At 54.0% G+C, this 25,835-nt stretch carries 19 protein-coding genes; 11 read left to right on the top strand and 8 right to left on the bottom strand.

From position 1 onward, the window contains the following. Positions 1-45: 45 nt before the first annotated feature. Complete coding sequence (locus EYC98_RS18790) at positions 46-1,230, bottom strand: Fic family protein (protein ID WP_279246933.1); 1,185 nt, start codon at positions 1,228-1,230, stop codon at positions 46-48. Between the two features lie 516 nt (positions 1,231-1,746). Beyond that, on the bottom strand, positions 1,747-2,157 hold the full coding sequence (locus EYC98_RS18785; protein ID WP_279246932.1) for a VOC family protein: 411 nt from the start codon (positions 2,155-2,157) through the stop codon (positions 1,747-1,749). Positions 2,158-2,361: 204 nt separating this feature from the next. Here EYC98_RS18785 and EYC98_RS18780 point away from each other — a divergent pair, with 204 nt between their 5' ends. The 8 genes from EYC98_RS18780 to ppnN all read left to right on the top strand — a co-directional run bounded on the left by EYC98_RS18780 (position 2,362) and on the right by ppnN (position 11,516). Continuing rightward, a complete protein-coding gene (locus tag EYC98_RS18780) occupies positions 2,362-3,330 on the top strand; it encodes a potassium channel beta subunit family protein (protein WP_279246931.1) in 969 nt (322 codons plus the stop codon). A 22-nt stretch (positions 3,331-3,352) separates the two neighbouring features. Further along, complete coding sequence (locus tag EYC98_RS18775; RefSeq protein ID WP_279246930.1) at positions 3,353-3,961, top strand: glutathione S-transferase family protein; 609 nt, start codon at positions 3,353-3,355, stop codon at positions 3,959-3,961. 86 nt (positions 3,962-4,047) lie between these two features. Continuing rightward, positions 4,048-5,382 carry a cytochrome P450 gene (locus tag EYC98_RS18770; protein ID WP_279246929.1) on the top strand — a complete coding sequence of 445 codons (1,335 nt, stop codon included), beginning with the start codon at positions 4,048-4,050 and terminating at the stop codon, positions 5,380-5,382. A gap of 185 nt (positions 5,383-5,567) precedes the next feature. Further along, a complete protein-coding gene (locus tag EYC98_RS18765) occupies positions 5,568-6,308 on the top strand; it encodes a VPLPA-CTERM sorting domain-containing protein (protein WP_279246928.1) in 741 nt (246 codons plus the stop codon). Between the two features lie 122 nt (positions 6,309-6,430). After that, complete coding sequence (locus EYC98_RS18760; RefSeq protein WP_279246927.1) at positions 6,431-7,897, top strand: SDR family oxidoreductase; 1,467 nt, start codon at positions 6,431-6,433, stop codon at positions 7,895-7,897. A gap of 79 nt (positions 7,898-7,976) precedes the next feature. Then, a complete protein-coding gene (locus EYC98_RS18755; RefSeq protein WP_279246926.1) occupies positions 7,977-9,428 on the top strand; it encodes an amidohydrolase in 1,452 nt (483 codons plus the stop codon). A gap of 77 nt (positions 9,429-9,505) precedes the next feature. After that, the gene (locus EYC98_RS18750; RefSeq protein WP_279246925.1) at positions 9,506-10,030 is read left to right on the top strand and encodes a hypothetical protein; all 525 of its coding nucleotides are present in this window, start codon (positions 9,506-9,508) and stop codon (positions 10,028-10,030) included. Between the two features lie 127 nt (positions 10,031-10,157). Continuing rightward, positions 10,158-11,516, top strand: coding sequence for a nucleotide 5'-monophosphate nucleosidase PpnN (gene ppnN / locus EYC98_RS18745; protein ID WP_279246924.1), 1,359 nt, complete (start codon positions 10,158-10,160; stop codon positions 11,514-11,516). A gap of 57 nt (positions 11,517-11,573) precedes the next feature. On the opposite strand, the gene EYC98_RS18740 is transcribed toward ppnN, so the two are convergent. The 3 genes from EYC98_RS18740 to EYC98_RS18730 are packed head-to-tail and all read right to left on the bottom strand — an operon-like array spanning position 11,574 to position 15,998. Beyond that, entirely contained in the window at positions 11,574-12,143 is a 570-nt protein-coding gene (locus EYC98_RS18740) for a carboxymuconolactone decarboxylase family protein (protein ID WP_279246923.1), read from the bottom strand. 16 nt (positions 12,144-12,159) lie between these two features. Then, positions 12,160-14,577, bottom strand: coding sequence for a TonB-dependent receptor (locus EYC98_RS18735; RefSeq protein ID WP_279246922.1), 2,418 nt, complete (start codon positions 14,575-14,577; stop codon positions 12,160-12,162). A 59-nt stretch (positions 14,578-14,636) separates the two neighbouring features. Further along, positions 14,637-15,998, bottom strand: a complete 1,362-nt coding sequence (locus tag EYC98_RS18730) for a TrpB-like pyridoxal phosphate-dependent enzyme (RefSeq protein WP_279246921.1) — start codon at positions 15,996-15,998, stop codon at positions 14,637-14,639. A 172-nt stretch (positions 15,999-16,170) separates the two neighbouring features. On the opposite strand from EYC98_RS18730, the gene EYC98_RS18725 reads away from it, so the two are divergent. Then, a complete protein-coding gene (locus EYC98_RS18725) occupies positions 16,171-16,821 on the top strand; it encodes a YgdI/YgdR family lipoprotein (RefSeq protein ID WP_279246920.1) in 651 nt (216 codons plus the stop codon). A gap of 59 nt (positions 16,822-16,880) precedes the next feature. Here the strand turns inward: EYC98_RS18725 and EYC98_RS18720 are convergent, their stop codons facing one another. Then, positions 16,881-17,720, bottom strand: coding sequence for an enoyl-CoA hydratase-related protein (locus tag EYC98_RS18720; RefSeq protein WP_279246919.1), 840 nt, complete (start codon positions 17,718-17,720; stop codon positions 16,881-16,883). A 415-nt stretch (positions 17,721-18,135) separates the two neighbouring features. On the opposite strand from EYC98_RS18720, the gene EYC98_RS18715 reads away from it, so the two are divergent. Further along, positions 18,136-22,614, top strand: a complete 4,479-nt coding sequence (locus EYC98_RS18715; RefSeq protein ID WP_279246918.1) for a hypothetical protein — start codon at positions 18,136-18,138, stop codon at positions 22,612-22,614. Positions 22,615-22,802: 188 nt separating this feature from the next. On the opposite strand, the gene EYC98_RS18710 is transcribed toward EYC98_RS18715, so the two are convergent. After that, entirely contained in the window at positions 22,803-23,594 is a 792-nt protein-coding gene (locus tag EYC98_RS18710; protein WP_279246917.1) for an SDR family NAD(P)-dependent oxidoreductase, read from the bottom strand. A 280-nt stretch (positions 23,595-23,874) separates the two neighbouring features. Between EYC98_RS18710 and EYC98_RS18705 the strand changes: the two genes are divergently transcribed. Continuing rightward, positions 23,875-24,630 (top strand): competence/damage-inducible protein A, encoded by a 756-nt coding sequence (locus EYC98_RS18705; RefSeq protein WP_279246916.1) that lies wholly within the window; start codon positions 23,875-23,877, stop codon positions 24,628-24,630. A 74-nt stretch (positions 24,631-24,704) separates the two neighbouring features. Here EYC98_RS18705 and EYC98_RS18700 read toward each other — a convergent pair whose 3' ends face one another. After that, complete coding sequence (locus tag EYC98_RS18700) at positions 24,705-25,697, bottom strand: NAD-dependent epimerase/dehydratase family protein (RefSeq protein ID WP_279246915.1); 993 nt, start codon at positions 25,695-25,697, stop codon at positions 24,705-24,707. Positions 25,698-25,835: the final 138 nt, after the last annotated feature.

Below are 25,835 nucleotides of genomic sequence, written 5' to 3'. Positions count from 1 at the left end.
CCCCGGCGAGCACCCCCTAAACCCAACTGTTGCTGTGACCTAACCTCAAACCTCGGGAAACAACCCCGGCATAATCTCAGCAGCGAGCTTTGCTGGGAACGCTATTCTCAATGGCGACTTAACTCCGTCTGAGGCGAGGATACCGGCACCCAGTAAATCAGCTACGACCCTTCTGGAGGTACGCGGAGCCACCTGCAAAACGTGCTCAACCTCACCCCTCTTTACTTGCCCTTGAAACAACACCGCATCCAATAACAAGGGCGACTTTTTGTGCAAGATGCCTGACTCTATTTGCAAGCGACACCAACTCTGAATTCGGTCTCGCACTTTATTTGGACTCACCAGACCTTCCATAAATTTAATTTGATCAATACAGGTCGACAAAAAATAGTGAGTAAAACCTGTCAGCGCGGATTGACTCAAATTGCCGCGCCCATCCAGCCCCCCCCTGCGCTCAGAATCACAGTCCTGTAGCGTAGCCTTATATTCTGCAGCAGACCTGGCCAGCCCACGCGCTATCGACCAGACCCCACCCGTATCCAACACGTCCAATAACAGCGCATGAGACATCAAACGAGCGACACGACCATTGCCATCCACGAACGGATGTATCCATAAAAGACGATGGTGAGATGCCGCAAGAGAAACCAGAGCTTCCGTTTTACCCAAGTTGCCATAAGCACTCTCAAAGTGCTGCAGAAAACGCGGCACCGCACCGGGGCTGACTGCAACGTGGCGCCCAACTTGCACATCGCTTTGTCTAAGCTCTCCCGGGACGACTGCAATTCGCTCTTCAGACATTGGGCTTTTCACCCACAGTAGCTCCGCCGGCAAAAGCTCACAAAAGCGTCTATGCGTCTCTCGAAGCCCGACTTCCGATACCGCCCGCCCCGCCAAGCCGCCCGCATCTATCCATTGCTGCACCTCAATGTGCGCTTTAGCTTCCAATTGGAGCTCACGCTTGTGCGCATCCTCACTGTAGTCGTTGGCCAGTGCACGCTCTATGTCGATCGGGTGCGTATCGTGACCCTCAATCAGATTGCTGTAATAACAATTCATTGAGCGGACCATATCGGCCACGGCGCGCACCGTGCCCTCTGGCATGCTGCGCTTGAAGCCTTCGGACGCGCTGGCCAAATCTAGCGCCAAATCCACCAACCCCATGTATCCAGCGGAATCGGCAGCAATCTTCATCGGCTCCATTAGAGCCTTGTCTTCTTTCTGATCCATAATAGTGGCCACATTTATGGCCACTTAATAGGCCACATAAAAATATCCATATTTCCTATTATAATCATATATTTAAAAAGTAAAATATAGAGATTATTACCGTCTATATGACCGCTTAAATGGCCACTTTAACGCCAGCAATCGACTCCCTACCCGTGCTTCGTCATGGTACTCCAGAATATCTAACCGATACCCACCCGAGCCGCGCAATCATTGGTATTCAGTTAGAGCACCCCAAAGCCATGACCGTGTTCATACCGTCCCGCATGGCATGGCCCAGGCGAGCCTAAGCCGCTAGCCAGCGCACTAAAGAGGGCCAATCGATCAGATCAGACGTGTACCCAACGCCAGCGATTATGTTTCGTACGCCCTGAACACGAATCAACACGCCCATACCCGTGAGGCACGGCCATTGCTGTCGTATAACTCAACTCTATCAACTAGAGGTGTATCACTTTGGGCACACGTCGCCGTAACCGAACATTTCGGTAGACAGTAATCGGCATAGACCCAGGGTCACGCCGCCGGCCCACTCAGTGCCGGTGCTTCACCATGGTGTTCCAGTATCTCGACCATATAACCATCGGGGTCGCGCACAAACGCCGCCGTAACCGGCCAGTGCTCCAGGCGCTCTGGCGCTGAGATGGATTCTGCACCCGCATCGATGCAGCGCTGGTACAAGCCCGCGCAATCATCGGTATTCAAGTAGAGCTTCCAAAAGCCGTTGCCGTGCTCAATAGGACCGGTCTGGTCATGGTGGCTGGCCAGTTGTATGCGATGGCCATTGTCCCCTGCCAACACAATCTCCGTGAAACCTTCCGTTTCAATACGGTGAGTAATCGTAAGCTGTAGCGCCCCTTCCCAGAAGGCAATGGACTTGTCCAGGTCGGACACGTTAATGCAGTACTGATCGATGCTGGTTTTCATAGTTGTTATCACCTGCGACAGATTAGTTGAGTTCACCTCAATCAGCGTAGGCAAGATACCAGAGGCAATCAACCACCCCCCGATACAGATTATTGAACCCGTGGGTCGCATATCGACGATCACGGCTCTATGCTAGGCACCACCGCCCTTGAGAGGGGCCACACCTGCCGGCCACTAAAACCGGCCATTGATTGGAGACGCACCATGCAGTATCGAAAGCTCGGTAACTCAGGCCTCAAACTCTCGGAGTTTTCCTTCGGCTCCTGGGTCACCTTCAATAAACAGGTTGATACCCAATTGGCCGAGCGAATGTTTGGTACCTGCTTTGACGCCGGCATTAACTTTTTTGACAACGCCGAAGGCTATGAAGCCGGTGAATCAGAAGTGGTGATGGGCAAGGCGCTAAAAGCCCTGGCCCGACCCCGCGACAGTTATTGCGTCTCGTCTAAAGTGTTTTTTGGCGGCACCCCAAACCCGTCACCCACCCAACAAGGCCTGAGTAAAAAGCACGTCACCGAAGCCTGCCATCAGGCCCTGAAACGCTTACAGGTGGATTACCTCGATTTGTACTTTTGCCACCGCGCCGACCCCGACACGCCCATCGGCGAGACTGTGTGGGCCATGCACAACCTGGTCGCACAAGGCAAGGTGTTGTACTGGGGCACCTCGGAGTGGAGCGCGGCAGAGATTACCGAAGCCTATGAGTTTGCGCTGGCCAACCACCTGACACCACCCGCCATGGAACAACCCCAATACAACCTGCTGGACCGGGAGCGCTTTGAAGTGGAATACGCACCGCTGTATGAAAAATACGGCATGGGCACCACGACCTGGTCGCCGCTGGCGTCCGGCGCACTGACCGGTAAGTATCTGCAAGAGATTCCCGAAGGCTCACGCGCCTCTCTGGCTGGTTACGAGTGGCTGAAAAAATCCATGGTCGAATCTGAGCGCGGACAGGGGCGCATGAAGCGCGTCGAAAATCTGCTACCCATTGCCGCAGAGTTGCAGACAACCCCCACCCTGGTGGCACTGGCCTGGTGCCTGCTCAACGACAAAGTATCCACAGTCATACTGGGGGCCTCCAGAATTGAACAACTGGAAGAGAACTTGAAGGCGTTGGATGTGGTGCCGCTGTTGACTGAAGAAGTGCAGGCCAAGTTGGCGGCGATATAGCGCAAAGCGGAGACTCAAAACCATGATAACCATTCACCACTCACCCCTGTCGCGCTCCATGCGCGTGGTGTGGTTCTGTGAGGAAATTGGTCTCGAGTATCGACTGGAGACCATTGAGATGTTCAGCGATGCCATGCAACAGCCGGAATACCTGAAGGTCAATCCGCTGGGTAAAGTACCCGCCATCGACGACGACGGCTTTGTACTCTGGGAGACCAGCGCCATATTGCAGTATCTGGATGCAAAATACGGCGGAGGACAACTTATTCCGCCACGCGACACGCAAGCGGGCGCGCTGGCTATCCAATGGCTGGAGTATGGCGAGAACCCACTGACTGTGATCATGGGCGAGATAGCGGCCCACAGCGGCCCAATGCCCGAGGACAGACGCATACCGGCACTGGTAGAGCGTGGCCAGCAGATTGCTCCAACGCTTGTACAGGTCGTCGAGAAGGCACTGGGGAAGCAGGAATGGATACTCGGCGACAGCTTCAGTGCCGCCGATATTATGCTGGTGTTCGGGTTGATGATCGCCGACCATCTGGGCTACATTACTGCCGATTCCCAGCGGGTGCGCGCTTATCTGGAACGCGCGATGGCGCGACCTGCCTTCCAGCGGGCTTTAGGGTGACGTTTCAGGGTGACACTGGCGCTTATAGTCACGAATACGACCCGCAGTTGCCCAACGAAGTATCGAATTAAATACGGAGAAAGAGTGTGAGACTGGTTAGCGACGACATACTGATTGATACAGGTGCGCAAAATCCCGTTTATGACGCGATCTATCCATCGCTGACCGACTTCGCGCTATGGAACCCCTCGTCCTGGACAGTAGGCCACCCGTTTGACCTCTACAAAGCCATGCGCGAGACCGCACCGGTCATGTGGTCACCCAGCAAGCAGGGCATGTCTGGTTTTTGGTCTATCAGTCGCTACGAAGATATTCGCAAGATCGAACTGGCGACGGATGTTTTTTCTTCTCAGCGAGGCAGCATCAATATCGGGGTTCCCCCGCGCGAAAACTGGCGGCCCAAAAAACTGATGCCCGCCGCCTACAACTCACTGATCAACCTGGACGCGCAGCAGCATTTAGAAATGCGGATGCAACAAAAAGACTTTTTTTTGCCGCCAAACTACGTCGCTGAATTGCGCGCGAAAGTGGAAGTCAAAGTTGACTCATTGCTGGACGACATGGAAAAGCGTGGCCCGGTGGTGGACTTTGTAAAACTGTTTGCCGAACAACTACCCCTGTTCACCTTGTGTGAGATGTTAGGCATTGATGAAGAAGACCGGCCCAAAGTCGTGCACTGGATGCACTACCTGGAAATGGCGTCTCAGTTTATGACCAACCCGTGGCAAACGTTTTTCTCAGAGCCGCTGTTCCCTCTGCGATTTAAGACTGTCGTGAATGACATGTTCGCCTACGGCGAGAGCGTCATGGCAGATCGCCGCCTGAACCCGCGCGACGATTTGTTGACCGCCATCGCCCAGTCCACCATGGACGACGAACTGTTACCGCAGGAATTCCTGGATGGCTCCTGGCTACTGATCATTTTTGCCGGCAACGATACCACCCGCAATTCCCTCTCTGGCACACTGCGGTTGATGACCCAGTTCCCCGATCAACGAGCTATGCTGCTAGAAGACCCCAGCCTGACGCCCAAGATGTCTGATGAGTCATTACGCATGACCACCCCCGTCATCCATATGCGCAGAACAGCCACCCAAGATACCGAGATACGCGGGCAGAAGATCGCCAAGGATGAAAAGGTAGTGCTGTGGTACGGCGCCGGCAATTACGATGCTGATATATTCCCCAATCCTGACACCTTTGATATGCACCGCACCAATGTTGCCAAGCATGTAGCCTTCGGCCACGGTGCACATAAATGTCTCGGCTTTCGCGTGGCGAAGATGCAGCTGGAGATAGCCTTTGAACGCATCTTTGACCGCTTCCCCAATATCACCTGGACCGGCAAGCAGAAAATATCACCCAACGCCCTGGTACACGCAATTTCCAGTCTGGAAGTTGATTTGTATGGCAAGAGCTGAAGCTCTGGCTTTTAAAGGGGTCAGAGCCCTTAGTTCTGTTGGAGCCTGGCCGGCTGGCGTTATTGGCATTCCTGAGCTTTACTTGTCAGTACTAGAAGCCGTTTATAGCTCTGCCAGTCCACTGATGTAGTCGCTACTTCACAGACTCAAGCAAGAGCTCGGTAAGCCTTGAGAGGTGAGAAGAAATGAAAACCCTGATGAGAACACTTGCGGGAATCTTTCTGGTTAGCGCTGCATTCAGCGCACACGCTGTCACGGTGCAATATGCCCTTACAGGCATAGTTGATAAGGAAGAAGAAGGCACATTGCAGTCCTCTGTGGATGGCGAGTGGGAGTTCTTACCTGCCCCGAATCCAATTTATTCCAGTGGCCAAACGATAAGCGCAACCTTCACATATGATAATAGTGCTCTAGGAGCTGACGTTGCTCCCGGAAACGTTTACCCGGGTGCGATGGTCGGCCTATCAGGTGTTATTGGCCCCGATGTATTCAGTGATCCAGCAGGTTTTGCTTATGTGAGTGCAGTGGAAACTGATATTTTTTTGCTTCATGCCGACGTAGGCCCAGAGCTTGATGGCTTTGAGCGTCAATTTTCTGGTTTCAGCATAGAGGATTCAGCTGGAAAAGCCTGGATGGCAATTAATTTCCGAGTCCAGTTTCTGGCTGGAGATTTTCTTGTCGACAACTCACTACCGGGTAGCTTGCCCGAAGCAGGGCCCGCGGTCAGTCGTTTTGTCCTCGATTTTTTGGATACCTCCCCTGAGTATGACGCTGAAGGCGATATAATAAATGGCGCCAATATGCACTCAGTATATTTTGATGCTACGAGCATTTCGCCGGTCCCCCTTCCAGCCGCCGCATGGCTATTGATCAGCGCCCTCGGAGGCCTGGTGATCGCCAAGCACCGGCAGCGACGAATGCTCTAAAGGGGTTGCTCTAAAGGGGTCAGAGCCCTTAACGCCGCTGTTGACTGAAGTGCTGCAGAAGAAATTGGCAGAAAATAGCGTGCACTGACCCGCTGCCCCGCCGTTTCCCGTATTCTAAGCCTATGACAACTCACGCCGAACCTGATGACGTAACGCTGGTGTTTGGTGCCAGCGGCTATATCGGCTCTAACCTGGTGCCCTTCTTATCCGCTCGCGGCAAACGCGTGCGCGCAGTCTCGCGCAATCGTGCCGTACTTGAAGGGCGCGAATGGCCGGGTGTAGAGTGCGCCGCCGCCGATGCTTTAGATCCCGACTCGCTTGCCCCTGCTCTCCAAGGCGTGCACACCGCATACTACCTGGTGCATTCCATGGCGGCAGGAAGCAATTTTGGCGATCTGGATTTGCAAGCCGCCGCCAATTTCCGCGACGCAGCAGCACTCGCCGAGGTAAAGCGAATTGTCTATCTGGGCGGGTTGATTCCGCACAACCCGGAATCGCTGCATTTGCAATCGCGCTACGAAACCGGTGAGGTGCTGCGCAGTGGCAGCGTGCCCATAACAGAAGTGCGGGCAGGTATGATCATAGGGCCAGGGTCGGCTGCTTTTGAGGTCATGCGCGACCTGGTAAATAACCTGCCAGTGATGATAACCCCGCGCTGGGTTTACTCACTGTCGCCGCCTATCGCCCTACCCGATTTGCTTGCCTACCTGGCCGGAGTAGCAGACCTACCAGCTGCTGCCGGGCAAATTTACGACGCAGCCGGTCCAGACGTGCTCACTTACGCAGACATCATGCGCAGATTGGCGAAAATACTGGGGCGCAAAATCTGGATTCTGCCGGTGCCCGTACTCACGCCCAAGCTGTCTTCGCACTGGCTGGGCCTCGTCACCACCGTACCGACAAACATCGCGCGGGCGCTGGTAGACGGTTTAAAGCACGATGTACTGGCCGACGATACCGCTCTGCGCGCTCTGGTTCCCATACCACTGCTCGCCCTGGAAGAAGCCATTCTGGATGCGCTGGCACAAGAGGCCAACCACGACATCCCTGCGCATTGGGTAGAGGGGTCTATTCGCTGCCGCAACTTTGAGCCGCGCTATGCCTACTACGCCAAGCAAGCTACCGGCAGTTGCCAAAGCTCATCCAGCCCCACTGAACTATGGCAGCAGATTTGTCGTGTAGGCAATGATGGCGATTTTTTTGCCCTCAATACCTTGTGGTGGCTACGCCGCGCCGGAGACTGGCTGGTGGGCGGGCCCAGCTTCAGGCGCCGGCGTCGTGACCCAGACAACCTGCGGGTAGGCGACGTCGTGGACGCCTGGCGAGTCATCGCCCTGCAACCCCAGCGCAAACTTACCCTGTTGTTAGAGATGAAGCTGCCTGGCGCAGGCGTGCTGGAATTCGACATTATCCCCAACGAGGGCTCCTGTGAAGTGCGCGCAACCGCGTACTTTCATCCGGCCGGCGTCTGGGGCCTGCTGTATTGGTATCCGCTGGTGCCATTTCATCTGTGGATCTTCAAGGCCATGTCCCGGGAGATAGTGCGGCGAGCCTCTTTAAAGGGGTCAGAGCCCTTAGTTAACCCCTAGTTAGTTGCCCTATACTTATTTATGTTCATACTACGACGCCATCGATAACTATTTCTATTCACAGGAGTGACCAAGCACTATGTGCCGACTATCTGCTGCCATTTATTCTGTCGCTTTGCTCTGTGCAATTACAGCGCAGCAAGCTGTTGCTGACGATCTATCAGATTGGGTGGCACAAGAAATTCAGGCGCAAGAGGAACCGGCATCCGAGCTCGCCATGACGCTCTGGAACTTGGCAGAACTGGGCTATGTGGAGCACAAGAGCTCGGCGGCACTTCAGGATACTTTACGCGCAGCAGGTTTTACCATTGATGCACCTGTTGCGGGGCTGCCCACCGCGTTCGTCGCCAGCTATGGGCGCGGAGGCCCAGTGATCGGAATTCTGGCAGAATTTGATGCCCTGCCAGGTCTATCGCAACAGGCTGAACCCATTCGAATACGCGCAGACCATGGCAGCGCCGGCCACGCCTGCGGACACCACCTGTTTGGCGCCGGCTCGGTGTCAGCGGCCATTGCAGTTGCCAGACGACTTGAGGCTACCGGCCAAGCTGGAACTATAAAGCTCTATGGGGCTCCGGCTGAGGAAGGAGGGTCGGGGAAGGTCTATATGGTCCGCGCGGGGCTCTTTGACGGAGTGGACGCCGTACTGCACTGGCACCCGTCAGACCGTAATGTGTCCTCAGCCGGCACTACGCTGGCAAATAAATCCGCCAAGTTTCGTTTTCATGGTGTGGCGGCGCATGCCGCTGTAGCACCTCACCGCGGGCGTTCGGCGCTTGACGCTGTGGAAGCCATGAATCATATGGCGAATATGCTGCGCGAACATGTAACCACAGACACTCGCATTCAGTACGTCATTACCCATGGCGGTGAAGCCCCCAACGTGGTGCCAGATTTCGCGGAGGTCTACTACTATGTTCGCGGTGCGAGCGGCGAGTTGGTGGAGAGTACGTTTGCGCGATTGGAGAACGCAGCCAAGGGCGCTGCCTTAGGCACCGGCACTACTGTCGAGTACGAGGTCATACACGGCAGTCACAGTGTGTTGCCGAACCTGACATTGAGTAAAATGATGCACGATCATTTGAGCTATTTTGGAGGCGTTAGTTATTCACCGTCTGACCTGGAGTTTGCCAACAAGCTGCGCCAGACCATGCCTGCTAGCTCCCTGCCGGATATGGCGCTGGCACACACAGTGCAGCCCTATTCCGATCAAATTGTGCGTATACCGGGTTCCACTGATGTAGGAGACGTCAGCTGGGGTGTGCCCACCGTAGGTTTATCCACCGCGACCTGGGTGCCGGGGACCGTTCCGCACACCTGGCAGGCTGTCGCCGCGGGTGGTACGCCCATTGGCACCAATGGCATGCTGTTGGCAGCAAAGGCCATGGCGCGCTCCACACTGGAACTCCTGAATTCACCCGCACTGTTGAAATCTGCACAGGCTGAATTTGAGGAGCGCCGAGGTCCTAATTTCACTTACAGGCCTCTGCTGGGAGATCGCGAGCCGCCCTTGGACTATAGGGCTCCCTAGCTCTGCCGGGTTGCATTTAAAGGGGTCAGAGCCCTTAATCTGACCACTTAAGCTTAATAACAAAGAGGAGAATATCTGTGACTCTTGAAACATTGGCCCAGCTAGGTGAGTTTTTAGGCGGCTTTGGCGTTATTTTTACGCTAGTCTATCTCGCGATTCAGGTGCGCAATAACACCGGTTCGCAACGTGCCGATATGACTGCTCGGGTTCTGGAACGTCTGGCAGCCCAGCAACATACTTTTGGCTTTGACGCGGACGCCAACAAATTTTTCATGCAAGCCGTCAGTGGCGTGGCCAATCTTTCGATAGAAGATAGAGGTCGGTTTCAATGGGTCATGACCGAATTCTTGAGTAGCATGGAATTTTTGATGCAACAGCATGAATCTGGAAATGTTGAACCGCAGGTTTGGCTGCGTTGGGCTAAAACCTTGGATTTCTGGTTGTCCTTCCCAGGTGTAAAAACTTACTGGGCCTGTCGAGCGACGCCCTATACTGAGGAATTCACCCAATACATCGATCAGCAGATAGCCGGAGAGAAATACTCTTTCAACCGCAACAACTACGCTAGCTATATGCTGTCGGGGAAAGTCAGCGAGGGCTGAACGTTTAAGAGCTTGTTTAAAGGGGTCAGAGCCCTATATTAAATCGGCCTGCGCCCTGCATCACAGAAACCACCCAAAAAACGCTCATGCATTGAGTGTCTAAAAAATAACGGGCATCATCTCCTACATGAAAACAATATCCCACGTTATCGTAAATCCGCTCAAATCCCTGAACCTTCTCTCGCAGTCAGACATGGATGGCCTCACCACCAGCCGCGGGGAGTTATTTGCCGTGTTTCGTCATTGCGCCCTGGCCATCCTCAACACCGACGGCGAAAAGGACGTTTACAAAAAGACCGAGGATGACTATGAGGATTTTGACATTCAGCTGATCCCCCAGTCGCGCGGCCTTAGAATCGAGTTATTCAACGCACCGCCCCAGTCCTTTGTGGACGGCAAGATGATCCGCGGCATTCAGGAGCATCTGTTTTCGGCGCTACGGGACATTGTCTATACCGACTTCAAAATCACCGGCACCCAGACCCAACCGACCAGCTCAGCAGATACCACCAATACCGTATTTCGCATTCTCCGCAATGCCCAGGTTGTGCGTCCCAACGAACCGCCCAGCATGGTGGTCTGCTGGGGCGGGCACTCTATTCCCCGCGACGAATACGACTACGCCAAGGACGTCGGTTATGAACTGGGCTTGCGCGGTCTCAACATCGTCACCGGCTGTGGCATAGGCGCCATGAAAGCGCCCATGAAAGGCGCAGCGGTGGGACATGCTAAACAACAAATCAAAGACGGCCGCTATATTGGCATCAGTGAACCCGGCATCATCTCTTCCGAATCACCCAATGCCATCGTCAACGAACTGATTATCATGCCGGATATTGAAAAACGTCTGGAAGCATTCGTCAGGCTTGCCCATTCCATCATAGTCTTCCCCGGTGGGGTGGGAACCGTGGAGGAAATTTTGTACCTGCTGGGTATTGTCATGCACCCCGACAACAATGAGGCCATACCGCTTATATTCGCAGGCCCTGAGACCTGCGCTGAATATTTTCAGGAGCTGGTGCAGTTTCTAAAAGACTGCCTGGGCGACGATGTTGAAAACTACTTTCAGGTTTTCCTCGGTTCACCGCATGAAGTCGGCAGAAACGTAAGAGCCGCCGTGGAAGAAGTTCACGAGCGTCGCAGCACCGCAAACCAGGCCTATTACTTCAACTGGGAACTCAATATTCCGCCCAGCTTACAAGAGCCCTTTATTCCTACCCATGAAAACATGGCCGCTCTCAATCTGAGCGCCTCAGAACCCAAGCATGAACTGGCCAGCTCCCTGCGCAGCGCCTTTTCTGGAATAGTAGCGGGCAATGTAAAAGAATTTGGTATTGAGCAAGTACAAACCCACGGGCCGTATAAACTCACCGGCAACAAAGACTTTATGAGCAGTATTGATCGCCTGTTGCGATCCATGGCCCGCGATGGGCGCATGAAGTTGGGTGAAGGCGAGTATCAGCCCTGCTATCAGTTGATTGACTAACGGGACAGGCCAACGGAGTTAAGGGCTCTGACCCCTTAAAGATAGACCCGAGGGGCGTTAGGCCTTGCTCGCCAATGTGCGCCACAGATCTTCGTAATCGTAGTCTGTCTGTAAAGCAAGGTTCAGACGGTTGTAAGAGCCAAAGTCACTGACCACGTGTGTCAGCTGCACAATCCCCTTGTCGGTCAGCCCGTGTTCGCGCAGCGCCGCCACCTGGCTATCTTCAACACCTGCCGGATCACTGTTTACTTTCAGCGCATAATCAAGGATCGCCATAAGCCTTGGCGAATCCACCGCGTCGGCTCCAGTGGCTGCAACCGTGGCAACGTAGTCTTTCGCGGCGCCAAGCCCATGGTTGAGAATGGTGCAGAAGGCCGCGGTGCAGTAGGAACAACCATTGGCTTTGGATACCACAATACCAACGTGCTGTATTTCTTCCATCTCAAGTTCGCCCGCCTCCCACAGTATTTTGGTGGCACCGAGTTTGGCCGGGAAAAACTCAGGAAAGTTCAGCTCGACAAAAAAATGGTTGGGTACGGACCCCTCCATCTGCGTTACCCATTCGAAGATACCCGCCACGGCGGGATCCTCGATACTCTCGGGTTTTACAATCTTAACTCTGGCCACTGCTTAACACTCCGCTCTAAAAGGTTTTAGTCACTTCGAGTAACCATTGGCGACCACGATCGTAATTACCCTCGTAAGACTGGAAGGCGGTACCGTAGACCCCGGTCACAAGGTATTGCTCGTCACCCAGGTTCCGTCCTGAAAGCAGCACCGACCAATCACCCGCCGTGTTGGTCCAGCGTGCACTGGCATTCCACAGATCGTAGGATTCGGTCTTCAGCAGTTCTGTGTTGTAAGCATCGTTGTAGGTTTCGTCACGGTAGCTCCAGTCGACGCGCAGTACCACATCGCCAAGATCAGACATGTCGACCTCTTTGGAAACACCCAACGAACCAGACATCTCAGGGATGCGTTCAAAGGCGAAGTTTTCGCCAATCAAAGTCAGGTCAGTTTCGATATCGTTATATTCCGCGTCCAGATAGGAAAAACTGCCCTCGATCAGCCAACCATTGCCGGGTGCGGCCTGTACCTCAAGTTCAACACCGCTGATTGTCGCCGAGCCAATGTTCTCGGTGACAGGAGCAACACTATTGAACACCTGCACCTGCAAATCATCGTAGTCAGAGGTAAATAACGCGCCGTTAAGGCGGACCTTGCCATCTGCCAGCGTCGACTTGAAGCCCAACTCATACGCCTTAACAAATTCAGGGTCGTAGGTGGGTATCAGATCGATATCCGGGGTACCCGGAGGCGCAGTGACGCCAGCTATGATTGGCGGGAAAACCCGCTGCGTAAAGCCGCCGGACTTAAACCCTTCCGAATAGCTGCCATAGAACATCAAATCATCGCTGAAATCATAGGACAGGTTTGCCATGGGTGTGAATTCGTCGATTTCAATTTCTTTCTCCACGCTTGGCAAAATGAGAGTACCAGCCTGCAGAAAAGGCGCATCAAGGGCTGCCAGCGGATTACCCGGTGGCACGACGTTGCTGATGCCCGCATAGTAGTTTTCGAAAATCACCTGATTAGGGGTGAATTTTTTGCTCTCTTCCGTGTAGCGACCACCCAACGTGAAATGTAACTGTTCGGTGATGTCGTAGGTTGCCTGCGCAAAGATCGCCCAGGCCTCATTGTCAAACTCGCCACCCGATTGAAAGTTGGAGATTGTAAAATCCAGCGTATTGACGTTGTCGCCTTCTTCGGCGAAGTAGTACGCGCCGACAATCCACTCGAGCTTTTCATGCGAGCCCAACAGCTGCAACTCCTGAGAAAACTGCTCCTGCTCCAGCGTGTCCTCGAATTGCGAGATACGATGCGGCGAGTGATCGCCGTCGCGGGCAAATTCAGAATCCAGATCACGCCACGCAGTAATTGACTTGAGTGTGACGGCATCCGTCATCTCGTAAGCAACGGTGGCAGACAACCCGAGAATGTCGGTATTGGACTCGGTCGGAGCCGTACCCTGATTGGTAGCGTTTTTGCCGTTAATATAGCGGTCGTCGTAACAGTTCGGCGAACCCGGATTAGAAGTAACGCCGTTGCCCGCCGCATCAGTGGCGGCACAGGGCATGCCCGGGCCCAACGCCGCTGTCGTCACGTTATGGATAAATGCCATAGGCGGCGGCACCGCGGCCACAACACCTTCGAGCTGGCTCAGGTCGGTGTAATCAATACCGATCAACTGCATGGCAGGGCCATTCTCACGATCTTTGGTGGCATCTGCCGCCAGATCAATACGCAGCCTGTCGCTAGGCAGCCAGGCCAACGCGAGCCTACCGGTCAGTGTGTCGTCGTTGCCCAGGTCTATGCCATCGGCACGATCAACGTAACCATCCTGTGAGAAAGAGGCTATGGAGCCGCGCACGGCCACTGTGTCTGACAAAGGCAACATGAGCGAGCCTTTCAGATTGATGCGGTCGTCGGTGCCATAGGCAGCAGACAACTCAGCAGACATCTCTTCATCGGGCTCAGGCTTCTTGGTGGTAATACTGATGGCTCCACCGATGGTATTACGGCCAAACAGCGTACCCTGAGGCCCGCGTAGAACTTCCAGTCGCTCGACGTCTACCAGGTCCAGAATGCCGCCCACAGAGCGCGCCAGGTAAACACCGTCGACATACAGGCCAACACCGGGCTCGGTGGTGGGCAAAAAGTCTTTTTGACCAACGCCACGCAAATAAATGGCGGCAGAGTTAGAAGAGCCACCAAACGCCGGATTGTTTTCGAGTGTCAGGCTGGGTACGAAGCTGACTATCTCATCCAGCCGCGTAACACCCCGGTAGGCCAGGCTGTCGCCAGTGAACGCCGAGATAGCAATCGGTGCATCCTGCAGCCCCTCTTCGCGACGCCGCGCGGTGACCACCATTTCTTCAAGCACCATTTCAGCACCGGTTTTCTCCGCCGCAGCGTCCTGGGCGTGCAACTCCATGGAGGCGATGGCGGATATAGCGACGGCCAGCGGCAGCATCGGGCTAAGTGATATTGGCTTATTCATAAACATTCCTTGCTTAACAGGTTCATCGTATCGTGTTGTTGTTCTTTTCCAGCGCAGTGCTATGCCAATACAGGTACATCCTTCATAGCCTCGGCAATCGCTTCGTCGGATAACTCCAGATCCTGCATTTCGCCCCGCATGAACTGGTCATAGGATGCGAGATCGAGATGACCGTGGCCACATAGCGCCGTCAGTATCACTTTCTCTTCTCCCGTTTCCTTGCAGATCAGGGCTTCACGCACTGCAGCTGCTATAGCGTGAGTGGGCTCCGGTGCGGGCACAATACCCTCGGTGCGCGCAAATTGTACTGCGCCCGCGAAACATTCCAGCTGCGGAATGGCAATCGCTTCAACCAGACCCAAATCATAGACATGCGACACCAGGGGCGCCATGCCGTGATAGCGCAAGCCGCCGGCGTGAATTGGCTCGGGTATGAACGAGTGACCCAGCGTGTGCATTTTCATCAATGGAGTCAGCCCTGCGGTATCGCCAAAGTCATAGCGGTACTGACCTTTGGTAAGGGTAGGACAAGCGGTAGGCTCCACACAGCGGATGACCGGATTCATATTACCGGCCAGTTTTTCGCGCAGGAACGGAAATGCCAGACCGCCGAAGTTAGAACCGCCGCCGGTGCAGCCCACCAGCACGTCGGGCGTCTCGCCAACCTTGGCCAGCTGCAGCAACGCCTCTTCGCCGATGATCGTCTGGTGCAGCAACACATGGTTAAGCACGCTGCCCAGTGCATAGCGCACCTCGTCACTGGTAACAGCCTCACTGACTGCCTCAGAGATGGCGATACCGAGTGACCCCGGATGATTGGGGTCCTTGGCAAGCAGCGAGCGGCCGAATTCGGTAATATCAGACGGGCTAGGATGCACCTTGCCACCCCAGATTTCCATCATCGTACGCCGATGCGGTTTGGCACGATAAGACGCCGCCACCTGCCATATCTCGCACTCCAGGCCGAACTGGGCACAGGCAAATGCCAGCGAACTGCCCCACTGCCCCGCGCCGGTTTCGGTGGTCAGCTTCTTCACTCCTTCCAGCATGTTGTAATACACCTGAGGTACAGCGGTATTGGGCTTGTGCGAACCCGCCGGACTAACGCCTTCATACTTGTAAAATATCTTCGCGGGGGTATCCAGCAGCTTTTCCAATCGGCGAGCACGAAACAGTGGGCTTGGACGCCACAACCGATACACATCAAGTACCTCACCGGGAATATCAATGTAGCGCTGCGTGCTCATTTCCTGCTCGATCAGCGCCTTGGGAAAAAGCGCCGCAAAATCCTCGGCGGTTGCCGGTTGCAGCGTTCCGGGGTGCAGCTGAGGCGGTGGCGGTGCGGGCAGATCGGCGACCACGTTGTACCACTGCGTGGGCATTTCATCTTCCTCGAGAAGGATTTTGGTGTACTCACTCATTAGATTGCCTTGGTGTCCAAAAAAACGAACGCCAATACTATCGAAAGCTAGGCGGAACGCCTAGTCCCGGTGATTGAATAGCCACCTACTCCCTTTAAGACGCAGATAGACATACCGTGCTAGTCTTTCCTGCCTAAACATCACCCTTCTACCACTCACCAGGAGCAATCACATGAGCAATCCGCGCAAATGGCCAATCTGGTCCCTGGCTGTAGCCGCCTTTTTGCTGGTACTCGCGGGTTGCGGTTCAAATTCCGAGATAACACGCTCGTACGTTGACCCCACTGCCAGTAGCAGAACTGGCCTGAGCGGCGTACTTATTGTTGGCGTGGCCGGTAAGCAGGAGTCTCGCATCGAGTTCGAAGACGCATTCGCCAAATCACTGGCCCGCTACAACGTGAAAACCGTGCCCAGCCATACCCTGGTCGAGAATATGGACCCGAAGGGAGATGAACTGATCGCTGCCGCCAAAAAAGCCGGCTTGGACATGATACTGATCACTCGCTACATCGGTGAAAGAGCTGAAGAGATTTACCACCCTGGCACCGTTTACTACGGCGTTATGCCTGCCTACGGCGGTGCCTATAATCGCGGTCGCTATGGCGGCTACTACGGCCATGCCTACGAAGTAGCCTACGAGCAACCCGTCTGGTCAACCAACCGTACCTACACCATCATTTCTGATCTGTTTCTCACCAATACTGAAGAACACATGTGGCAGGCAGTATCAGACACCATCAAGGCAGGCGGCGAGAAAAAGCTGCTCAACGATATCATCAAGAGCTTCGTCGATGATCTCAAGAAGCAGAACTTGCTGGACTAACCCAACGCCTGTGAGCTTTTACAGGGTAGCGGCGGCAGCAACGTAGGTGCCCTGGCAGCCTATTCTTTATCGTCGTTGCGGGTGCGGTAATCGCCAAACTCCTTGTCCCTGGACGTCAGCGCCCCGGTAAGACCCGCTGCCAGTTCCTTAAAATGCGCTTTGGTCGAATCTGTGTGAAAGGCCAGCGCCTGAATTTCAGTACCCTGACGCACGGCCGCGCGCAGGCCCATGAGGTCCATCTGTCGGTGCACACCGCGCTTGTTCATTTGCTGAATATCCGGCGGCACCTTGGCCACTCGGGTCGCTACTGCCAGTACCGCAGCCTCCAGGTCAGCCGCAGGATACGCTCGATTGGCAAAGCCATAGGTAACCGCGTCGGTACCAGAGATCGCGTCGCCGGTGAGCATCATTTCCATCGCGTTACGCATACCCACCAGCCAGGGGAAAAACTGATTGTCTGGCGGGCTCATGCTGCGCACCACCGGGTAACCTATTTGCGCATCTTCAGCGACGTAGACAAGATCACAGGACGTCGCCAGTTCGGTGCCCCCGGCCAGGCAGTAACCGTGTACCTGCGCAATCACCGGCTTGGCCAGGTCCCACACCTTAAACGCACCCTCAACCACATGCCGCGCCCAACTGCCGTCACCGCCCGCCGTGTGATAAGGCCGATCCTTATCGCTATTACTCTTAAGGTCATAGCCCGCACAAAAGCAGGAACCAGCGCCGCGCAGAATGGTTACCCGCACCGCGTCGTCGGCGTCGTTGGCCTCTAACTGCGCCAGGATTTCGCCGCGCAGCCCATTGTTCAGGGCGTTGCGCGAATCAGGGCGGTTAAGCGTAATACGTGACAGGCCAGCTGCTGGCGAGTCGAGTAAAATATACTGATGTTGGCTCATTGGGGCTCCTTGAGTAACTGTTAGCAACGGCAGGGATACACGCGGCGTTGACCCAGCTTAGCGTCAGTCGGGTGTGACGTCGATACACGCCCAGTTGCCGGTCATTGAGAGGGTTGATCCCTTCATCTCATCAGCTTTGCTTGAATTACTTACCCGCCGTATACCGCCCCACCAGTCCTGAGACCCGGCGCAGCAACCACTTGGGCGTTGCACGCGGGTCACGGGGACAGTTTACCCAATTCTCGAATTCATATGGATTCAGTAAACTGTCCTCAGAATCGCGCGTTAGAAAAGCGCTCTGTTAGATTTTTAACACGCGTCCGAGGTGTGCTTTCCTCAGAATTGCTATAAACGCATTCTATAGCCATACTTTGGGTAAGGCCTATTACATGGAAGTACTCAGTTACTCGAAGGTATGACTTGCCATAGCGATTTAGTTTCCTATAATTTCACCGCGACGAAGCTTGCTTGGTTGCTTCTAGCTCTTGTTTGGATGTTCTATCCGACAGTCGCCCGCGCACAGACCATGTTGGTGAATGATGGAGTGGTGTTGGGCTCAATCTCTGCTCCAAACGACTCCGATGAGTTTGCGTTCGAAGCTACCGCCGGCGAGGCGGCACACATCAGTGTCACAAGGACCAGCGGTTCCCTTGATCCCAAAATCTGGTTATACCGGCCCGACGGTACGCTGCTTCGGACAAGCGGTAGTAATAATGCCACGGTGTCACTGGACTGCTATGCCTCTTCGGGCAACTGTCAGCTAAACCAGACAGGCACCTACCGGCTGGTGGTGGAAGACTACTTTGGGACCCAAACCGGCGGTTACGATATCCAGCTAACGCAAGTATCCAGCTCAAATGAGAACGGCTCGCTAATTGATGACGGGGTTGTCGGCGGAGATATCACGGTCGGCGACCTGGATACATTCGTATTCGATGCCGTCGCAGGGGAGGCACTGCATATCCGTGTGGTTAAAACCAGCGGGAACCTGGATCCGGAGGTATGGCTCTATAATCCCGATGGTACGCTCTACGATTACAAATCAGATAGCACCACAGTGGAGTTTGATTGTCGCACCGGTTCGAGCACCTGTGCGCTAGCCGAGACGGGCACCTACAGGTTGGTGGTATCGGATTATTATGACACGCAGGTGGGAACCTACGAGATTCAAATAGTTCGTGTACTCAGCACGAACCAAAACGGGACACTTGTGAACGACGATGCAGTCAGTGGCGATCTTACCGTCGGGGACATTGATACCTTCCTGTTCGAAGCTACCGCCGGCGAGGCGGCACACATCAGTGTCACAAGGACCAGCGGTTCCCTTGATCCCAAAATCTGGTTATACCGGCCCGACGGTACGCTGCTTCGGACAAGCGGTAGTAATAATGCCACGGTGTCACTGGACTGCTATGCCTCTTCGGGCAACTGTCAGCTAAACCAGACAGGCACCTACCGGCTGGTGGTGGAAGACTACTTTGGGACCCAAACCGGCGGTTACGATATCAGCTTCTCTGGCTCAGATCAGTTTTCACTCAGTGCTGACACCCCTTTTTGGGACAGCCGCTTCCCAGCCGGACCGGCTGTACAGTTGCGCTGGAGACTCAGCAGTCAAGCGACCGACTATGAAGTCTACCGTGATGGGGTGAAGATTTATCCGACCAGTGGTGTTTTCACGGACAGGTCTTTTAGAAACGAGATCGGCCTAACGCCCGGCCAAACCTATAGCTACTACATCAAGGCAAACAATTCGAATGGTCCTAATAAGACCAATACGATATTGGTTGGACCGATGCCTGATACGCCTGCGACTCCAACGGTGGATTCTGTGGATCAGATCGAAATCTTACAAGGAAATAGCCACCAGGATGTAACAATCACCGGTAGCAACTTTACTTCATCAACATGGCATCAGTTTTCAACTGACAATGGTAGTACGTGGACTCCGGCACAGTCTCTACCTTTGGTTAATAGCGCAACCTCCTTAACAGCCGCGATAAACAATACAATTTTGAGAACAGTATTCATACGGGTCTGTGCTTCGTTTGCTAGCAATGCATGTTCCGAGGGCATAGCTGTCTCGATTGTAGATCCCGGCACTGATATTGCTCCGGCGGTCGACCATGCTTTCCCGGTAGTGATTGCACAGGGCAGTAATGGGTACCGCAAAGTTAAAGTTACAGGTTCGGGGTTCGAGAGTGCAAATAGCGTCCAGCAATCGACGAACGGCGAAGACTGGTTCTGGCTACCCGCAACCCCAGTCATCCATTCACCAAATCTGCTGGACATTGATGTCGATACATCGGTAGTCGGCAAAGGACGAATTCGCGTGTGTGTCAACCAGGGTAGCTACTCATGTTCCGCTGGCACTGCATTCAGTATAGAAACAGAGCCCACAGATACACCGATGGTGAGCTCGATTCCAACGCATTCAATCAGAAAAGGCTCCGAATACTTTACGCTTACGATCGAAGGCGATCAATTTACACCCGTCAGTTTCCCCCAGTATTCGCTGGACTACGGGGTCTCATGGAACTGGGTAGAGCACAACCCAATGACAAGGCCGCCAGCTTCTATAACGGCTACCGCTCCATACACAAACGCTGGCAGCCTGATGTACCGAGTCTGCGCGTATTATGGCAGTCAGGATTGTTCGTCGAGTCTGACGCTTATCAACGAGGCAGCTCTTCAGCCGACGGAGTTTGACTACACTTGTACTGCGAGCTCGGGGTGCAATTCAAATAGCACCAAGGCTCTTATTATTGCGCACGGCTGGAATTCCGCTGGCAATGTATGGGCGAGAGAGACCGCTTATGATGCGTGCAAGCGAATTGGGCTAAAAAGTACTCCGCCGTCCCAACCGGTTTACCATAGTTGGCCTGGGTGCAGTTCGCCGGACTGGAACAACCAATGTGATGTGCCCGTTGATGAATTCACCCCTGTTTGTACCGTCGCTGTAAACGGTAAGAACTGGGATGTATGGGTAGTAGACTGGAGTACAACGGCAGCGCGCTGGGATCCGGCTCTAGCCGAATTTGTCCTGAACCCAACTGGGGGTGCACTCGAAGCATTGACCCTTCCACCAGAAGCATGGTGGAAAGCATCTGCAATAGGACGAGAACTGGGAAAGGACCTGAAAAACCGCAACTATGACCACGTCCACTTTGTCGCGCACAGCGCGGGGGCTATGCTGATTGACGCTGCAACGGCACGAGCAAAAAAAGATTTAGGAAGCTCGATTTCTATTCACGAAACATTTCTAGATGCTTATGATGCACGCAAGCACCTAGCGGTGGGCCACGGTAACAACTTTAGCAGGCATATCTCCAGCTATGGGAAAGAAGCAGACTGGGTCGATAGTTATGTAGATATTCGCGCAATTTTTCCTGCATGGGCTCCAAATGCTGGTGCGGATACAACGGATCTGCACCTTACATATGGCTACAATATCGACGTAACACCGACAACAGGAGACGATTGCGTCAACGATCCTGCTCCTTGGAGTTCATTTACATGTCCCCATAGTCGTCCCTACCGCTTCTATCGTAAAAGTATTGACAACTCGATCACAGGCGCTTCCAACGGATATGATTCCTTTCCGGACGACTTCAAGCCGACTCTCGGGTTCCCTTTATCACTCGCAGACGGTGGCAATCCAGATTACCTTGCGAACAGAAAGAATCAGGAATGCCGAATGCAAGAAGATGGTACTTGCGTTGATGTACCATGGACGACTACTTGGGAGAAAATCGGCGACGCAACAACTACCGCCGCATCGAATGTAGCGAAGCAGGTTGTGAAGACTGCTACCGGAACAACCCAAGTCATCAAAAACAGCTTGAACCGCGTGACGGGCGCATCCATGGGCACCTTATCCGCGCTAATAGATTCACGTTCGATGGAGAGAGCACTTGCTTCAGTATCAAGTACTTCGGAACAAGTGCCAGCAAGTTTCGCATTGGAATTAACAACAGAAAACCCGGTTAATTACCTTCTCTTCGATTGGGCTTTCCTGGAAAACGAGGAAGGCTTGTTTTCAATGTTTATCGATGACGAGCTGGTATTTCGTATCGACCAGCGCAATTCGCTAATGGCCTCGACATCCACTGAGGAGGTTTATATAGGTGGAGATAGCGGATACCTTGAGCCTGGCACACATACATTGTCTTTCCGGCTGAGTGGCTACGGCGCTAATTCAAGTAATGTAGATATAACTAACATTTCGCTTGAACTTATTCAGCCAATAGACGCAGGCAGTATTGCTGCATTTCCCTTCGCCGGGGATAACGGCACTGTTTCACCCTCTGATCCCCAGGTGATTAGCCCTGGTCAATCACTATCGCTAAATGTAGCGGCAAACTCTGGCTATGAAACTAGTCCGACGGTCGGCGGTAGCTGCCCAGAAGGAAGCTGGAACGGGAATACGTGGATCACAGGATTAATAAATTCCAGCTGTTCTGTTAGTTTCAGCTTTTCTCCATTAGATACTGATAGCGATGATATACCCAACGTTGATGATATCGATGACGATGACGATGGCATTACAGACATTGATGAAGATAATTTCTACGGAACCAATCCATTGCTTTATGACACGGATAGCGACGGGTTCAGCGACAAAGAAGAGATCCTCGCAGGGTCAAACCCGCTGGACGGTGCATCAGACCCATTGAATGTTGCGAGCGGAGATATTAATCAAGACGGGGAAGTTGATACTAAGGATTTACTGTTAGCTCAACGAATCCTACTTGGACAATACTCTCCGACCCAACAGGAGCAGGATCGCTGGGATGTGGCACCGCTGGTAAATGGTGTACCGGAACCGGACCACGAGAATAATTTGGGCGATTACCTGATACTTCAACAGAAGGTTTTGGGTATTATCAATTTCTGATTTGAAACATGACTTGCCCCTCATTGATATCTGATATGAGACACTTGTTGGCGTCTTGCCGCCGATTAGGAACCAGCCGAAAGACTCCGGGGACCGTTTACGTCATCCTCAGAGCTACAGGGCGCAGGGCCCTAAATACGAGCGGGCCCTGCATGCAAGTATCTTCATAAAGGGCTCTTACCCATTAGTTAACCCTTACCCGCCGTATAACGCCCCACCAGCCCCGAGACCCGCCGCAGCAACCACTTGGGTGTGGCACGCCCCGCCACCGTCGCCGCCAGGTTAATGGCCCCGGGCACGCAGATAACCTCGCCCTTCATGCAAGCCTGATAACCCTGCTCCGCCACATCCTCCACATCGCCGATGATGAAACCAGGCAGATTCAGCCCCTCGCTCTTTTGCTGCGCTGAACTCAGCATATTGGTGGCCGTAACCCCGGGACACAGCGCCGTGATAGTCACCCCCGTGCCCTTGAGCTCTTCCGCCAGGGATTCAGTAAGCGAGAGCACATAGGCCTTGCTGGCCGCATACACCGCCAGGCTGGGCAAAGGCTGGAACGAGGCAATGGAAGCCACGTTCAGTACCCGGCCGCCACCGCGTTTCACCATGCCCGGCAAAAACACATCCAGCATAGACGTCAGCCCGGTAATATTAAGGTCAATGATCTGCTGGTGCGCTGCAGCACCGTTGTCCACAAAGAAGCCATGCTCCAGTATGCCCGCGCAGTTCACCAGCACATCAAACTCGATACTTTGCGCCTTTAAACTGGCCGCCAGCTTCTTGGCCGCCCCGCGCTTGGAAAGATCCGCCGGCAGCACCCACACCTGCACCGAGTGCTCCCGCTGCAACTGTTTGGCCAGCGTTTTCAGCTTGGCTTCAGTGCGCGCCACCAGAATAAGGTTGGAACCGCCGGCCGCGAAATGGCCAGCCAGGGATTCGCCGATGCCGGATGATGCGCCGGTGATTAGGGTTGTTTGCATGGGGTGTCTCCGGGATAAAAGCTTGGAGTACAGGTTACTCCAACTGACACCCGAATTCTTGTAGGACTGGGTAATCGCCGGAATCTGCTGAATGCCTGGATTTTGCTGTAAAAACGATGATTTAGAGATTATAGGACACAATTTAAAGGGCTCTGACCCCTTTTATCCGACCCCTTTTATCCAACCCCTTTTATCCAGAATGGCGCCACCAACGCTAGCAGCGTTATCATGCGCCTGTAACACTTTGTATATTTCGCACCACTGACAGTAGAGACCTCTAATGGCTGGCAAAACCGTAACCGCCTGCATGCTGATTATCGGCAACGAAATTCTTTCTGGACGCACCCAGGACACCAACCTCAATTTTTTAGCCAAGGCGCTAAATGAACTAGGCGTGCGTTTGACCGAGGCGCGGGTGATCCCCGACATAGAAGCGACCATTGTGGAAACCGTGAATGAAACGCGCGCCAAATTTGACCATGTTTTTACGACCGGCGGCATTGGCCCTACCCACGATGACATTACCGCGGTGTGTATTGCCAAAGCCTTTGGTGTAGACGTCGTCTTTCATCCAGACATCGCCGCGCGTATTCGCGGGCGCGAAACGGCTCCCGAAATCATGGAATCGCGCCTCTTGATGGCGCGCGTACCGCAAGGCGCCACTTTGATTGACAACACCACCGGTGGCCCGCAAGGGTTTCAAATGGGTAATGTTTTTGTGATGGCTGGCGTACCCATGGTGATGCAAGCCATGGTTGGCGCGCTGACAAAAGAGCGACTGGGCGGCACCGATCCAATGCGATCACGAACCATTGGTGCTTATCTGGGCGAGAGCGAGGTGGCCAAACAACTGGGTGAACTGCAGGCCAAACATCCTGCTGTAGATATTGGCAGTTATCCCTTTTACCGTAAAGCAGGCTACGGCACTAACCTGGTGATCCGGGGCACTGATGAAGCGGAATTAGAGGTGCTGGCAAAAGCGTTACGTGCGCTCATTACGGCCATGGGCGCTGAAGCCCATGATGATGGAGTTTAGCTACGGTCTCTATTGATCTGCCGTCAGCTTCAATCCAGTCTGACCCTATGGGTTGCGCTCATAGGTTGTTTACCTTATTGCTGAAGCTCTTCAACCGCTTCGGCCAGCGCCGTTTGCAATGGCGTGTACTGCATACCCAGCGCTTCAATAGAGCGGCTGGCATCAAACAGCAACGAGCCCGCCATTGTGGTTTTAAGTACATCTATTGGCAGCACCGGGCGCTTGCCGGTGGTACGTGCCAGCCATTCCATGCCGCGGGCCACGGGCAACAACCAGGCTTCGGGGATATTCCGCTTGGGCACGGCCACCCCGGCCAACTGGCCAATCAGCGTAAAGTACTCCCGGGTAGTCGCACGCTGGTTACCAATTAAGTACGACTGTCCCACCGAATTACGTTTAACCAGGGCTTTAAAGATTGCATCAGCCGCATCGCGCACATAAACGTAGGTGTAGGTTGTATCGGCACCCACCAGGGCCGGTAACTTGCCCTCGACCATCCTGCCTACCTCCATAGTCGCCTTGTCATCACCCGCACCAATCACCGCAGCCAGATACACCGTCGTGAGCGGCAAACCCTGCTCGCGGTGCAATAGCCAGCCGACCTGGTCACCCTGGTACTTACTACGGGCATAGTCACTGGCATGGGGGCCCGCGGGCGTCTCTTCGTTAAAGGGCAAGGTGTCCGGTAGACCAAACGCCAGCGGTGTACTCACCTGCAGCACCTTTTTAACCTCTGCCGCCAGGCATGCCTCAAACACATTACGCGCACCGCGTTCATTTAAGGCATAGAATTGGTCACGATCCTGACTCCAGAATTCACGATAACCCGCCACATTAATCACGCCCCAGCTATCTTGAAAAGCGTCTACCAGCGTATCGGGTACCGTGATATCACCGGCCACAAACTGCAACTTGGCCGACATGGCCTGTAGAGCAGATACATCGCTGTCTGGACGCACCAAACAGCGCACAGCAAAGCGACCGTCATCCAGCAGGCGCTGCACCACATGACGGCCGACAAAGCCGACGGCACCGGTAACAGTAACAATACGTGGTTTGGCAGGCATACTATTGACCCCTGAAGCAGAAAGCTCATCACAATGTACTTCTATTACGCCCGGCAGGGCGTTAAAGATCATATGAGGCGTGGCGAGACTGAAATCAATCGCGAGTGTTTAAAGGGGTCAGAGCCCTAAATAGTCCAT

Origin of the sequence: Candidatus Litorirhabdus singularis, assembly GCF_026262625.1 — a bacterium.
In the GTDB taxonomy this organism is placed as follows: Bacteria; Pseudomonadota; Gammaproteobacteria; order Pseudomonadales; family Halieaceae; genus Litorirhabdus; species Litorirhabdus singularis.
The sequence above is the reverse complement of the archived record's forward strand: the minus strand, read 5'-3'. Positions and strand labels throughout refer to the sequence as shown.